The 15653-nt window shown below is 42.7% G+C and carries 13 protein-coding genes and 1 tRNA gene; all 14 read right to left on the bottom strand.

Annotation, left to right across the window (positions count from 1 at the left end; genetic code table 11):
* Positions 1-319: GTP-binding protein (locus tag EKO24_RS02645; protein ID WP_241674374.1), on the bottom strand; the 319-nt coding region annotated here is incomplete at its 3' end.
* Between the two features lie 29 nt (positions 320-348).
* Positions 349-2445 carry an elongation factor G gene (gene fusA, locus EKO24_RS02650; RefSeq protein WP_127028041.1) on the bottom strand — a complete coding sequence of 699 codons (2097 nt, stop codon included), beginning with the start codon at positions 2443-2445 and terminating at the stop codon, positions 349-351.
* A gap of 31 nt (positions 2446-2476) precedes the next feature.
* Complete coding sequence (rpsG, locus tag EKO24_RS02655; protein ID WP_127028042.1) at positions 2477-2947, bottom strand: 30S ribosomal protein S7; 471 nt, start codon at positions 2945-2947, stop codon at positions 2477-2479.
* A 19-nt stretch (positions 2948-2966) separates the two neighbouring features.
* Entirely contained in the window at positions 2967-3341 is a 375-nt protein-coding gene (rpsL, locus tag EKO24_RS02660; protein ID WP_127028043.1) for a 30S ribosomal protein S12, read from the bottom strand.
* A gap of 178 nt (positions 3342-3519) precedes the next feature.
* On the bottom strand, positions 3520-7713 hold the full coding sequence (rpoC, locus tag EKO24_RS02665; protein WP_127028054.1) for a DNA-directed RNA polymerase subunit beta': 4194 nt from the start codon (positions 7711-7713) through the stop codon (positions 3520-3522).
* 178 nt (positions 7714-7891) lie between these two features.
* Positions 7892-11986: a DNA-directed RNA polymerase subunit beta gene (gene rpoB / locus EKO24_RS02670; RefSeq protein WP_127028044.1), complete on the bottom strand. Its 4095-nt coding sequence runs from the start codon at positions 11984-11986 to the stop codon at positions 7892-7894.
* A 138-nt stretch (positions 11987-12124) separates the two neighbouring features.
* Positions 12125-12496: a 50S ribosomal protein L7/L12 gene (gene rplL, locus EKO24_RS02675; RefSeq protein WP_127028045.1), complete on the bottom strand. Its 372-nt coding sequence runs from the start codon at positions 12494-12496 to the stop codon at positions 12125-12127.
* Positions 12497-12571: 75 nt separating this feature from the next.
* On the bottom strand, positions 12572-13066 hold the full coding sequence (gene rplJ / locus EKO24_RS02680; RefSeq protein WP_127028046.1) for a 50S ribosomal protein L10: 495 nt from the start codon (positions 13064-13066) through the stop codon (positions 12572-12574).
* A gap of 181 nt (positions 13067-13247) precedes the next feature.
* Positions 13248-13943 (bottom strand): 50S ribosomal protein L1, encoded by a 696-nt coding sequence (gene rplA, locus EKO24_RS02685; RefSeq protein WP_127028047.1) that lies wholly within the window; start codon positions 13941-13943, stop codon positions 13248-13250.
* Entirely contained in the window at positions 13943-14374 is a 432-nt protein-coding gene (gene rplK, locus EKO24_RS02690; RefSeq protein ID WP_006890501.1) for a 50S ribosomal protein L11, read from the bottom strand. The genes rplA and rplK overlap by 1 nt, the downstream gene beginning before the upstream one ends.
* A gap of 106 nt (positions 14375-14480) precedes the next feature.
* The gene (gene nusG / locus EKO24_RS02695; RefSeq protein ID WP_127028048.1) at positions 14481-15014 is read right to left on the bottom strand and encodes a transcription termination/antitermination protein NusG; all 534 of its coding nucleotides are present in this window, start codon (positions 15012-15014) and stop codon (positions 14481-14483) included.
* Between the two features lie 4 nt (positions 15015-15018).
* Complete coding sequence (gene secE / locus EKO24_RS02700; RefSeq protein ID WP_127028049.1) at positions 15019-15396, bottom strand: preprotein translocase subunit SecE; 378 nt, start codon at positions 15394-15396, stop codon at positions 15019-15021.
* A 44-nt stretch (positions 15397-15440) separates the two neighbouring features.
* Positions 15441-15516, bottom strand: a tRNA-Trp gene (locus EKO24_RS02705).
* A gap of 37 nt (positions 15517-15553) precedes the next feature.
* Positions 15554-15653 (bottom strand): EF-Tu C-terminal domain-related protein (locus EKO24_RS02710; protein ID WP_143733145.1); only part of this gene is annotated, 100 nt, incomplete at its 5' end.

Here is a 15653-nt window from a genome sequence, read left to right on the forward strand (position 1 = left end):
CAACCATGTCCGCTTTATTCAGGAACACGACAATGTAAGGCACGCCAACCTGTCTTGACAGCAGGATATGCTCGCGAGTTTGCGGCATTGGGCCATCAGCCGCCGAACAGACTAAAATCGCGCCATCCATTTGCGCTGCACCGGTAATCATGTTTTTTACATAGTCAGCATGACCCGGGCAGTCAACATGCGCATAGTGACGCGTCGCTGATTCATATTCGACATGTGAGGTTGAAATAGTGATACCGCGCGCACGCTCTTCCGNGATTGTGCCGACGTTTACGTGGGGCTTGCTACGTGAAAATTTTTCTTTGGCCATGAGTTAATACCTTTAAATTATATTCAAATTTATGAAGATTTTTTAATAATTGCTTCTGCTATATGAGCAGGCGATTCATTATATTTTTCAAACTGCATACTATATGTTGCACGCCCCTGAGTCGCTGATCTCAAATCAGTTGCATAGCCAAACATTTCCGCCAAGGGCACTTCGCAGCTCAGTGTTTTACCTGATGGTGCATCCTCCATCCCCAGGATAACACCACGCCGTTTGTTGATATCACCCACTACGTCCCCCAAATATTCTTCAGGCGTAGCAATTTCAACTTTCATTATTGGCTCAAGCAATACAGGATTCGCATTCCTTGCCCCCTCTCTGAAACACATAGAGCCAGCGATTTTGAAGGCCATTTCATTCGAATCCACATCATGATAAGAACCATCAAAAAGAGAGACCTTTACATCCAACACAGGATAGCCGGCTAGGATACCACTCTTCATCTGCTCTTGGATACCTTTATCTACAGCAGGTATGAATTCTTTTGGCACGACCCCGCCAACTATTTCATTTACAAACTCATACCCAGTACCGATTTCTTGAGGTTCAATACGTAACCAAACATGCCCATACTGCCCCTTACCACCGGACTGCCTTATAAATTTACCCTCTTGTTCAACCGTCTTTCGAACCGTTTCCCTGTATGCCACTTGCGGAGCCCCAACATTTGCCTCAACGTTGAATTCCCTCTTCATCCGATCAACAATAATCTCAAGGTGCAATTCCCCCATCCCTGAAATAATAATTTGCCCGGATTCCTCATCCGTATGCACACGGAATGACGGATCCTCTTGCGCCAATTTACTTAACGCCAACCCCATTTTTTCCTGATCAGCTTTTGTTTTTGGCTCAACAGCAACTGATATAACAGGGTCTGGAAAGTCCATTCGCTCAAGTACTATTCTTTCTCTCAGATCACAAAGCGTGTCGCCTGTAGTTACATCCTTAAGCCCTATTGCTGCAGCAATATCTCCTGCACGAACCTCTTTTATTTCTTCACGACTATTGGCGTGCATCTGCACAAGACGCCCAATTCGTTCCTTTTTATTTTTTACCGAATTGTAGATACTATCCCCGGAATTGAGGACACCAGAATAAACTCTAAAAAAAGTTAATGCACCAACAAAAGGATCAGCAGCTATTTTGAATGCTAATGCTGCGAATGGGGCCTCATCATTTGCCGGTCTAACCGCTTCAGTCACATCATCTTCAAGATGCCCTTTTATAGCCTCAACATCTGTTGGGGCAGGCATATATTCAATGACAGCATCCAGCATTGCCTGAACGCCTTTGTTCTTAAAAGCAGACCCGCAAAATGCCGGTACTATCTGATTTGACAATGTCCTTGCGCGAATTCCGTACTTAATTTCTTCGCTTGATAAACACCCTTCTTCAAGGTATTTTTCCAATAACTCTTCATTTGCTTCCGCTGCAACCTCAACCATATGCTCTCTCCATTCCTTACAGAGCCCTAACATATCAGCTGGAATTTCTTCTTCCTTAAAAGTCATGCCCATATTGACATCATTCCAATATATGGCCTTCATTTTTATTAAATCTACAACCCCTTCAAAACTATCTTCAGCCCCGATAGGCAATTGCATTGGAACCGCATTACCACCTAACCGCACCTTAATCTGCTCAATAACCCTCAAGAAGTTAGCCCCCGAGCGATCCATTTTATTTACAAAAACTAAACGCGGAACATTATATTTATCTGCTTGCCGCCATACCGTTTCAGACTGCGGCTCAACACCACCAACAGCGCAAAATACAGCACAAGCCCCATCAAGAACCCTTAACGATCGCTCCACTTCAATTGTAAAATCAACATGACCTGGCGTGTCGATTATATTAATACGGTGCAATGGATATTGACTTTCCATTCCAGACCAGAAGCAGGTAGTCGCAGCAGAGGTTATTGTAATTCCACGCTCCTGCTCCTGCTCCATCCAGTCCATCGTTGCGGCGCCATCATGAACCTCACCTATCTTGTGAGACACCCCAGTATAATAAAGTATGCGCTCCGTTGTCGTAGTTTTACCCGCGTCAATGTGGGCCATAATACCGATATTTCGATAAAACCCTATAGGAGTTTTACGCGCCACAACTATCCAATCTTCTTTTAGAGTTTATTAATTACCAACGATAATGAGAGAAAGCCTTATTTGCCTCTGCCATTCTATGAGTATCCTCACGCTTTTTCGCAGCAGCACCTCTACTTTCAAAAGCATCCAATAACTCACCAGCCAGCTTAGCAGGCATATTTCTCTCATTACGTTTGCGAGACGCATCTATCAGCCAACGCATTGCCAATGCCATACGCCTTGAAGGCCGCACCTCAACAGGAACCTGATACGTTGCCCCACCAACGCGTCTAGATTTAACCTCAACACGAGGCTGAACATTCTCTAGAGCCTTAGACAGCACCTCAAGAGGCTCACCATGACCTTTACTTTCAATTACATCCAAGGCACCATAGACTATCCCTTCCGCAACAGATTTCTTACCACTCTCCATAATCATATTCATAAACTTGGTCAGCATTACACTACCAAATCTTGGATCCGGAATAATTTCTCTTTTTGTAGCAACTCTTCTTCTAGACATTTATTTCACCAACCAACGTTTAGCCTTTAGGCCGTTTTGTTCCATATTTAGAGCGACCGCATTTTCTATTATTCACACCAGACGCATCCAAGCTTCCACGAACAACGTGATATCTAACACCAGGCAAGTCTTTTACACGTCCCCCTCTAATCAGAACCACAGAGTGCTCTTGCAAATTATGCCCCTCACCACCAATGTAGCTACTAACTTCAGCCCCATTCGTCAGCCTGACCCTAGCCACTTTTCTGAGCGCAGAGTTAGGTTTTTTTGGAGTTGTCGTATAAACGCGAGTGCAAACACCCCTACGCTGAGGACAAGCTTCCAATGCAGGAACATTGCTTTTTTCTATTTTCTTAGCACGAGGCTTACGAACCAATTGGTTGATCGTGGCCATAACTTTGTTTACTCCGATATACAATTTAACTGTCAGATAATAAATCAACCGCCGCACACATCTAATGTCGACAACTAATTAAAACTCGACCCGACCCAAGCACGCTAGCTCATTTGAGCAGAGTATGTTACCCTCTATCACGCATTAGGTCAAGCCAATATTTATAAATAAGCTAACTTTAAATATTTAAGGCTTGCTTAAGAGCCTCTTCCACATCTTCCGCATCTACTGCTAAAGACGCTTCACTTTCCACAACTTCATGCTGAGCAAATCTGTTTTTTCTGCTTTCATGATAAGCCAGTCCAGTTCCAGCCGGGATTAAACGCCCTACGATAACATTCTCTTTCAATCCTTGTAAGCTATCGCTTAATCCACGTACTGCCGCATCAGTAAGTACTCTTGTTGTTTCTTGGAATGAAGCAGCCGAAATAAATGATTCTGTTGCCAATGAAGCTTTAGTAATTCCAAGCAATACTGAGTTATAACTTGCAGGAATCTTCCCTTCAGCCTCAACTTTATCATTTTCCTCTCTTAATGCAGCACGCTCAACCTGATCACCTTTCAAGAAGCTTGTATCACCGGACGCAGTAATTTCAACTTTCCGAAGCATTTGCCGAATAATTGCCTCAATGTGTTTATCATTAATTTTCACACCTTGCAGACGATACACATCCTGTATTTCCTTGACTAAATAGTTAGCTAGCTCCTCAATTCCTCTTAATCTAAGAATATCATGTGGCGTTAACTCACCTTCTGCTATCGTTTCACCCTTTTCGACATACTCACCTTCAAATACCGTAATATGTCGCCACTTAGGAATCAATGTTTCAACTTGCTCACCGGCAGCATCTGTAATTATAACGCGCTGCTTGCCTTTCGTTTCCTTTCCAAATGAAATTGTTCCACTACTTTCCGCAAGAATGGCCGGGTCTTTTGTTTTTCGTGCTTCAAATAAATCCGCAACACGCGGCAAACCACCTGTTATATCTCTTGTTTTACTAGATTCTTGCGGAATCCTAGCCAAAACGTCACCAACCTTTACTTCTCCACCGTCTTTAATACCAGCAATTGCTCCTGCCGGTAAGAAATATTGAGCAGGAATTTCAGTTCCTGGCAAATAAATTGCTTTACCTTCGTTATCAAACAGCTTCACCATCGGACGTAATTCCTTTCCAGCACTTCCTCGCTGTTTAGGGTCCGTAACCACCAATGAACTCAAACCGGTGACCTCATCGGATTGCTTCTGTACAGTAACACCATCAACAAAATCAATTAGCTCGACAACGCCATCGACTTCTGTAATAACAGGATGTGTATGAGGATCCCAGTTAACAATAATATCGCCAGCATTAACTCTTGAACCTTCCTGTACCGAAAGCACCGCTCCGTAAGGGATCTTATAACGCTCCTTCTCACGACCATAATCATCAACTACGCCAACTTCGCCTGATCTTGAAACAGCAACCAAGTTACCTTCACGATTGACCACTGACTTCAGGTTATTAAGACGCACGGTACCGGCAGATTTAACCTGTACATTACTGATTGCTGCAGACCTAGAAGCCGCACCACCAATATGGAAAGTGCGCATTGTTAGCTGGGTACCTGGCTCGCCGATTGATTGCGCCGCAATAACCCCTACCGCTTCACCAATATTTACCAAATGACCTCGTCCAAGATCACGTCCATAACAAGCAGCACAAACACCATGTCTATTTTCACAAGTAATGATTGAACGGACCATAACCTGATCAATACTATGTGCTTCAAGAACGGAAACCCAATGCTCGTTCAATAACGTACCTTTAGGTGCAACCATAGTCTCTCCAGCAGGATCCATAATATCGTTGACAGCTACACGCCCCAATACTCGCTCTGATAAAGGTTCGACAACATCACCACCTTCAATAATAGGAGTCATAATTAAACCGTTAGACGTACCACAATCATCTCCATTAATAACAAGATCCTGAGCAACATCGACTAATCTTCGTGTTAAGTAACCGGAGTTTGCAGTTTTTAATGCTGTATCAGCGAGACCTTTTCGGGCACCATGAGTCGAAATAAAATACTGTAATACGTCCAGACCTTCTCTAAAATTAGCAGTAATAGGTGTTTCGATAATAGAACCATCCGGTTTAGCCATCAAACCGCGCATACCGGCTAACTGACGAATCTGGGCAGCAGAGCCTCGCGCCCCAGATTCGGCCATCATAAAAATAGAGTTAAATGACTTTTGCTTTACTGTCTTACCTTCAGCATCGACAACTGACTCTTCACCAAGCCCGTCCATCATTACTTTTGCTATTTGATCATTAGCATGAGACCAAATATCAACAACTTTGTTATAGCGCTCCCCATCGGTTACTAAACCGGAGGCATACTGGCTTTGAATTTCATTTACTTCAGCATCGGAGGCCTTAATAATATCAACCTTTTTAGCTGGAATTACCATATCTTCAATACCGAATGAAACCCCCGAAATCGTTGCATATCTAAAGCCTAGATACATCAATTGGTCAGCAAGTATGACCGTGTCTTTATTGCCCAAATAACGGTAACTGTAATTAATTAACCGAGAGATATTCTTTTTAGTCATATCACAGTTAACTAGCTCGTATGGTGTACGATCAGGAACTACTTCCCAAATTAGTGCACGTCCGACGGTGGTTTGTACGCGATGAGTTTTATCTTCAATCTCACCCTTTTCGTTTATCACTTTTTCCGTGATGCGTAATTGAATTTTGGCTTGTAATTCAACAGTTTTTTCCAGTAGCGCCTTATGAATCTCACCAACACTGACAAATATGCTACCGTCACCCTTCGCATTAATTTTTTCACGACTGATGTAATAGAGACCTAACACCACGTCTTGAGACGGGTTAATAACAGGCTCGCCATTTGCTGGAGACAAAATATTATTTGTCGCCATCATCAATGTCCTGGCCTCCAGTTGCGCCTCAATAGACAATGGAATATGCACAGCCATCTGATCGCCATCGAAGTCAGCGTTAAATGCGCTACAAACTAATGGATGCAACTGAATCGCTTTACCCTCAATCAGCGTAGGTTCAAAAGCTTGAATACCAAGTCTGTGCAATGTTGGCGCACGGTTTAATAAAATGGGATGCTCACGTATAACTTCTTCAAGGATATCCCAAACTTCGGCACCCTCCCTCTCAACCATTTTCTTAGCGGCTTTAATAGTTGTAGCTAGGCCTCGGAATTGCAGTTTGCTAAATATAAACGGTTTAAATAGCTCTAACGCCATTTTTTTCGGAAGTCCGCATTGATGCAACCTTAATGTAGGCCCCACAACAATTACTGAACGACCGGAATAATCAACACGCTTGCCTAAGAGGTTTTGTCTAAAACGCCCTTGTTTACCCTTGATCATATCCGCTAATGATTTAAGCGGCCTTCTGTTAGTACCTGTAATCGCACGACCTCGACGACCATTATCAAGCAACGCATCCACAGACTCCTGCAGCATACGCTTCTCGTTACGAACGATGATATCTGGAGCATTCAAGTCCAACAATCGATTTAATCGGTTGTTTCTATTAATAACACGACGATAAAGGTCATTCAAATCAGAAGTTGCAAAACGACCACCATCTAAAGGAACAAGCGGACGCAACTCAGGCGGCAACACCGGCAATACTTTCAGAATCATCCATTCTGGACGATTTTTTGAACTCAATAACGCATCCATAACTTTTAGACGTTTTGAGTATTTTTTGATCTTTGTTTCTGAATTGGTTGAATTTATCTCTTCACGCAGAATTTCAACTTGCTCTTTCAAATCAATTGATTTGAGCAAATCATAAATTGCTTCTGCACCCATTTTTGCGACAAAATCATCGCCATGCAATTCAACGGCGTCCAGATAATCGTCATCGGTAAGCAATTGACCTTTATCCAAAGGAGTCATGCCCGGATCTAAAACAACGAATGATTCAAAATACAACACGCGCTCAATTTCACGTAGCGTCATATCCAATAACAACGCAATTCTGGAAGGCAGCGATTTTAAGAACCAAATATGAGCAACCGGACTAGCTAAATCAATATGCCCCATTCTTTCGCGACGCACTTTGGATAAAGTGACTTCAACACCACATTTTTCACAGATAACGCCGCGATGCTTCAGTCTTTTATATTTACCACAAAGACATTCATAATCACTAACCGGCCCAAAAATTTTGGCGCAAAATAAACCGTCCCGCTCAGGCTTGAAAGTACGGTAGTTAATTGTTTCAGGTTTCTTGACCTCGCCATACGACCAAGAACGGATCATATCTGGTGATGCCAAACCAATACTAATTCCGTCAAAATCATCGGCACGACCTTGACGCTTTAAGAAATTCATTAAATCTTTCAAGAGCTTATCCTCTTTAAAAATACTTTCTGACAGAGGCCAGAACAGGCTGTGAGTTGAGCCAGGGTTGTCTTGTTGCATCATAACCCAACGGGCACCGTATTTGTTAATCGGGCTGCCTTGCACTACTAACAGTAGGCAAACTTGGCAACCCGACCGAACTACATACCTAATCCCGCTGCAATTCTATATTGACAGCCAACGAGCGGATTTCTTTAATTAAAACGTTAAATGATTCCGGCATACCGGCTTCCATTTTATGATCACCATCGACAATGTTTTTATACATACGGGTTCTACCGGTCACGTCATCAGATTTGACTGTTAACATTTCCTGCAACGTATAGGCAGCTCCATAAGCTTCAAGCGCCCAAACTTCCATTTCTCCAAATCGCTGACCGCCAAATTGCGCTTTACCACCTAACGGCTGCTGAGTAACTAAACTATAAGGACCTGTTGAGCGAGCATGCATCTTGTCATCAACCAAATGATTCAACTTCAGCATATACATATAACCAACTGTAACTTCTCGCTCAAACGGTTCGCCTGTCAAACCATCATAAAGCGTAACCTGTCCGTGCTCCGGCAGATCGGCCAACTTTAACATAGTACGAATTTCTTCTTCAGTTGCACCGTCAAATACAGGAGTCGCCATAGGTACACCACTAACTAGATTTTCAGCCATCTCCAAGATCTCTTGATCTGAAAATGAAGCTAAATCCTCTTTACGACCGCTACTGTTATAGATTTTATCCAGATACTCTCTAATTGCAGCTACTTTAGCCTTTTCTGCATCATACTTAGCTTCGAGCATCTTACCTATTTTGATCCCCAAGCCTTTTGCTGCCCAGCCCAAATGTGTCTCCAGCACCTGTCCGACGTTCATTCGCGAAGGTACGCCTAATGGATTCAAGACAATATCAACTGGATTGCCATCAGCCGTATACGGCATATCTTCAATCGGTCTAATCATGGAAATAACCCCTTTGTTTCCATGACGACCAGCCATTTTATCTCCGGGCTGAATACGTCTTTTAACCGCCAAATAAACCTTAACCATCTTCAGAACACCCGGCGCCAAATCATCACCCATTGTGATTTTTTTACGCTTGACTTCAAACTTTTCATCAAAGTCTTTTCTTTGTTGCTCTACCTGAGCAAGAACGGTTTCTAGCTGAAGATTGATTTCCTCATCCTTCATGCGAATCTTCAACCACTCTGAATGCTTCAGCCCGTTAAGATAAGCCTGGGTTATTTCGGTTCCCGCTTTTAATTGACCAGGTCCAGATTGAGCAACTTTTCCAATCAAAAGTTTAGCAACCCGTGAGAAGATGTCCTCTTCAAGAATTTTCAACTGATCATCAAGATCCTTTCTATAGCGTTTAATTTCTTCCTGCTCAATATCAAGAGCACGCTTATCCTTCTTTACTCCATCACGAGTGAAGACTTGAACATCAATAACTGTACCTTCAATGCTTCCAGGAACACGTAACGATGTGTCCTTGACATCTGCTGCCTTTTCTCCGAAGATCGCTCGCAGTAATTTTTCTTCAGGCGTTAATTGGGTCTCACCTTTTGGAGTTACCTTGCCAACCAGAATATCGCCGCCTTTTACTTCAGCCCCGACATAGACAATTCCCGATTCGTCAAGTTTGGACAATGCTTCTTCGCTAACATTTGGAATATCTGCTGTAATTTCTTCTGGGCTATGCTTTGTATCACGAGCTACGCAAGTTTTTTCTTCAATATGAATCGTAGTAAAGCGATCTTCTTTAACAACACGCTCTGAAACTAAAATCGAATCTTCGAAGTTGTAACCATTCCATGGCATAAACGCAACCAACATGTTTTGCCCTAAAGCCAATTCGCCCATATCCGTAGAAGGGCCATCTGCCATAATATCGCCAGCCTGAACAATATCGCCCGGTTTTACTAATGGCTTTTGATTAATGCACGTGTTCTGATTCGAACGCGTATATTTAATCAAATTGTAGATATCGACACCTGGAGTGCCTGTTTCTGTTTCCGTGTCGTTTACACGTACTACGATTCTAGCGGCATCAACAGCTTCAATCTTACCACCACGAGCAGCAACCACGGTTACCCCCGAGTCTTTTGCAACTGTTCTTTCCATGCCCGTTCCCACTAATGGCTTTTCTGCCCTTAGCGTAGGAACAGCCTGACGCTGCATGTTAGATCCCATTAATGCACGGTTAGCGTCATCATGTTCCAGGAAAGGAATAATTGAGGCCGCTACAGATACAATCTGCTTAGAAGACACGTCCATATACTGCACGGTATCAGACATTGCCAACGTAAACTCATCCTTATGGCGGCAAGACACCAATCCTTCAACCAATTTCCCGTTTGCGTCCACTGCCACACTGGCCTGAGCAATAACAAACTCGCCCTCTTCAATTGCTGACAAATAATCGACATGATCGGTTACTTTGCCGTCAACTACTTTTCTATAAGGCGTTTCCAGGAAACCATAATTATTAGTACGCGCATAAACTGATAATGAATTGATCAAACCAATGTTTGGCCCTTCAGGAGTCTCAATAGGACATACACGACCGTAATGCGTTGCATGTACGTCACGTACTTCAAATCCTGCACGCTCTCTTGCCAAACCACCTGGCCCCAAAGCCGATACACGGCGCTTATGCGTCACCTGGGATAATGGGTTGTTTTGATCCATAAACTGCGACAATTGACTGGAACCAAAAAACTCTTTTACTGCCGCTGAAACCGGCTTTGCATTGATTATTTCCTGTGGCATTAAGCCTTCAGAATCTGCTAATGTTAAGCGCTCTTTAACTGCTCTTTCAACGCGCACCAAGCCAACACGGAATTGGTTCTCGATCATTTCACCTACTGAACGAACCCGTCTGTTACCTAAATGATCAATATCATCAACATTGCCGTTGCCATTACGAATATCTATTAACTCTTTAAGTACATCAATGATGTCCTCTTTAGTTAATGTACCAGGGCCGGTTGTTTCTTGACGTCCCAATCGCCGATTAAACTTCATCCGCCCTACGGTAGATAAGTCATATCTCTCATCAGTAAAAAAGAGGTTTTGAAACAGATTTTCTGCTGATTCCTTAGTTGGAGGCTCACCCGGACGCATCATCCGGTATATTTCAACCAATGCCTCAAGACTATTGATAGTTGTGTCCAGCCTCATAGCATTAGATATGTAAGGACCTTTATCCAAGTCATTGACAAACAAGGTATTCAGCTCTGTAATGCCGTTTTCGATACATCTATCTATTATTCCAACTGTAAGCTCGTCATTTACATTAGCAACTAACTCACCTGTAGATTGGTCAATCAAGTTATGACCTAATATCTTTCCGACCAAGTATTCTTTTGGCACTTCAACTTCAGTTAAGCCGGACTTAATCATCTCACGGATATGCTTAGCTGTAATCCGGCGCCCTTCTTCAACCAATATCTGCCCATTTTTGCTTTTAATATCAAAAGCTGTAATTTCGCCCCGCATACGTTCGGGAACGATATGAAAAATGCATTTTTGAGCATCAATAGTAAATTTATTCATCTCGAAGAAAATATTAATCATTTCTTCGTTATCGTATCCTAATCCTCTAAGCAGAATAGTTGCAGGTATCTTTCTGCGCCGATCAATTCGAACAAAAACACAGTCCTTATGATCAAATTCAAAATCTAGCCAAGAACCACGGTAAGGAATAACCCTTGCATTAAATAAAAGCTTTCCTGATGAATGCGTCTTTCCTTTATCATGATCGAAGAATACACCTGGGGAACGATGCAGTTGAGAAACTATTACCCGCTCCGTTCCGTTAATAACAAATGTTCCATTGTCCGTCATCAATGGCAGCTCCCCCATGTATACTTCCTGCTCACGGATGTCCTTGACTACTTTTGCATTGACAGATGCTTCTTTATCATAGATAACCAGACGAACTAACACTCTTAAGGGTGCCGCATAGGTCGCGCCTCTTTGCTGGCACTCTCTTACATCAAAAACAGGCTCTCCCAATCTATATTTCACATACTCCAGCACCGCATATCCTGAGTGGCTTTCAATGGGAAAAACACTGGAAAATGCTGCGTGCAATCCAGTATCTTCACGCTTTTCAGCCGCAACTCCCGATTGCAAAAAGCCCGCATATGAGTTAATTTGCGTTGCCAGAAGATAGGGAACATCAAGTACCTCAGTACCTTTCCCAAAGTTATTTCGAATACGCTTTTTTTCTGTAAAAGAGTAGGACATATCGCTTCCGAACCTTTTCGTCATAGATAATTTTCTACTGTGCAAATCGTGCAAACAGTAAAAGGCCGGCGACAAGATTGCCACCAGCCGTACTTGGCAAAGACGCTTGATTCAGCATCTTTGCAATTAAGTCGAAACTTATTTGATTTCGACTGTAGCGCCTGCTTCAACAAGCTGCTTTTGCGCGTCTTCCGCTTCCGCTTTAGAAACACCTTCTTTCAATGTTGTTGGAACGCCCTCAACTGCATCTTTAGCTTCTTTCAAGCCCAAGCCAGTGATGCCACGTACTGCTTTAATAACCGCGACTTTGTTATCACCGAAGCCTGTCAGAACAACATCAAATTCAGTTTGCTCTTCAGCCGCAGACGCAGCTGCAGCTACTGGTGCAGCTGCAACAGCTACCGCTGCAGATACGCCAAATTTTTCTTCCATCGCCGAAATCAAGTCAACGATTTCCATTACAGTCATATTTGAAACCGCTTCCAAGATATCTTCTTGCGAAATTGCCATTGTGTATTCCTCTAAAATAATATGTTTTAAACTGGTTGTGATTTAGAAAATATTGCTTTGAAACGTCCGCACTGACTATGCTGCTTCTTTTTGTTCCTTGAGCGCAGCCAAAGTACGAACCAATTTTGCTGTCGGCGCTTTCATTACCGACATAAGCATAGCAATACCTTGATCGCGAGTCGGCAAACTAGCCAGTCGAGCCAACTCAGAAGCACCATAAGCCTGTCCGCCAATAGCAACTATCTTGGTAATCAGCTTGTCATGAGTCTTAGCAAAGTCACTTATCAAGCGCGCCGCAGAACCTGGATCCTCCATAGAGAACGCTATTAATAACGGCCCTACCAATCCGCTTTGCATACATTCAAATTCAGTACCAGCAACAGCCCGTTTTGCCAACGTATTTTTGATCACACGCAAATAAACGCCCGTCTCTCTTGCAGTTTTGCGCAGCTCAGTCAATTCCGTAACTGTCAATCCACGATACTCTGCTGCGATTGCAGAATGAGCTTTAGCGGCGTATACAGCGACCTCTTCAACGACAGCTTTTTTGCCATCTAAATTTAGTGCCACAGATAACCTCCGGTTTTCCCCCAGAATTAATAAAAAGTATTCATTAATAAATACCCCTTACGGTCCCTTTCACCAGTTTTTAGGCTCCAGCTTCCGTCTACGCAGGAAATATTAAGTTTTACAACACCTGCGGTCTTTGACGGTTACCGAACGGGTCGGCAACCCAAAGTCTTCTATTGAGTTAGACAGCGATGCTACTCTGATCTAACCACAACCCAGGCCCCATAGTAGATGACAAGGTTATCTTCTTAATATATATACCTTTGGCGGCAGTCGGCTTCAATTTTCTTAAATCAGCAAGCAATGCTTCCAAATTACCTTGAATAGCAGCCGCATCAAACGTAACTTTGCCAAGCGTACAATGGATAATTCCTGACTTATCAGTTCTGTAGCGTACTTGCCCAGATTTTGCATTTTTTACTGCAGTAGCAACATCTGCAGTTACAGTTCCTACTTTAGGATTAGGCATTAAACCTCGAGGCCCTAAAATTTGACCCAATTGACCAACTACTCTCATTGCGTCAGGAGAAGCGATGACCACATCGAAATCCATTTCACCTTTCTTTACTAGCTCGCCTAAGTCGTCCATACCTACTATATCAGCACCAGCTTCCCGTGCTGCATCTGCATTAGGGCCTTGTGTAAAAACCGCAACTCTAACTGTTTTACCCGTACCATTTGGCAATACTGTTGCGCCACGAACGTTTTGATCAGACTTACGAGGATCAACACCTAAATTAACACTGACATCAATAGCTTCATTAAACTTTGCAGTTCCTAATTCTTTTAATAGCTGAACTGCTTCATTAATTGTATATTGCTTAGTTTTATCAACTTTCCCTTTGATAATTTTTGCTTTTTTCGATAGCTTAGCCATTACAATCCCTCCACATTCAAGCCCATGCTGTACGCACTGCCGGCAATCGTTTTTACTGCTGCTTCAAGATTTGCTGCGTTCAAATCTTCCATTTTTGTTTTAGCAATTTCTTCCAGTTGCGCACGAGTTACCGTACCAACTTTTTTCGTATTAGGGTTACTACTACCGCTTTTAATCCCTGTTGCTTTTTTCAAAAGAATTGAAGCTGGTGGAGTTTTTGTAATAAAAGTAAAACTACGGTCGCTATAGACAGTAATAACAACAGGTAAAGGCAAACCTTTTTCTGTATCTTGTGTTTTCGCATTAAATGCTTTACAAAACTCCATAATATTTACACCGCGTTGACCCAATGCTGGACCAACAGGTGGACTAGGATTCGCTTCACCTGCTTTAACCTGCAACTTAATATACGCAGTTATTTTTTTAGCCATTATTTACTCCAAAGTATGGGTCCAATCGCCTCTCGGCTCCCCTAAACACAAAAAAATCACCATCTTATTCAGACGGTGACTTTGAAAACATCCAAATCTAAATTTACTAACTTTTCTCTACTTGACCAAAACCGAGCTCAACAGAGGTAGATCTGCCAAAAATAAGCACTGATATTTTTATTTTACTTTTTTCATAGTTAACTTCTTCAACAACACCATTAAAATCTTTAAATGGCCCATCAATTACTCTAATTACCTCACCAACCTCGAACATTGTCTTAGGCCGCGGCTTATTTACGCCATCCTCTACCCTATTCAGAATAGCCATGGCTTCTTTTTCAGATATTGGTGCCGGACGATCAGAAGTCCCACCTATAAACCCTAATACTCTCGGCACATCTTTTACCAAATGCCAAGTCTCATCTGTTAAGTCCATCTGTACCAGCACATATCCAGGAAAAAACTTTCTTTCGCTTTTTCTCTGTTGCCCCATGCGCATCTCCACAACCTCTTCGGTCGGGACTAAAATTTTTCCAAAATACTGCTCCAATCCCTCTCTCTTTATTCTTTCCTCAAGGGCTTGCTTAACTTTGTTCTCAAAATTTGAATAGGCGTGAACAACATACCAGCGTAGCGCCATTCCTTTACCCTCCTTGACCAGTTAAAAGGCGTACTCCCCAAAACAGAAACATATCAAGCAACCAGAGTATCAACCCAACAACAAAAACCATTCCAAACACAAGCAATGTAGTACGAAATGTTTCTTCTCGAGTAGGCCAAACAACCTTCCTGACCTCTTGCTTAGACTCCGTCACAAACACCCAAACATTATGACCTATTCCTGTAGTGAGCATCATTCCTACCGAAGCCAGCATAATCACAACTAAACCGAGAACCCGATACAAAAGCGAAACTTCAGAGAAATAATAGAACGCAGCCACACCAGCAACCACAAAGACAACGGAAAAAACCTGCTTAACAACATCAAAAACCGATGCTGATGTTTCTACCTGAGTATTCATATGTTATTTACTATGAAAATAGATTTGACATGCTCTAATCTGAATGGCAGGCCAGGAGGGTCTCGAACCCCCAACCCGCGGTTTTGGAGACCGCTATTCTACCAATTGAACTACTGACCTATTCAGATAAACTTTAATGATACACTAAATAATATTATTATTCAAGTATTGATGCAACAACGCCCGCACCGACTGTACGGCCACCTTCACGGATTGCAAAGCGCAAACCCTCTTCCATCGCGATCGATGAAATCAGT

The organism is Candidatus Methylobacter oryzae (genome assembly GCF_003994235.2).
In the GTDB taxonomy this organism is placed as follows: Bacteria; Pseudomonadota; Gammaproteobacteria; order Methylococcales; family Methylomonadaceae; genus Methylobacter_A; species Methylobacter_A oryzae.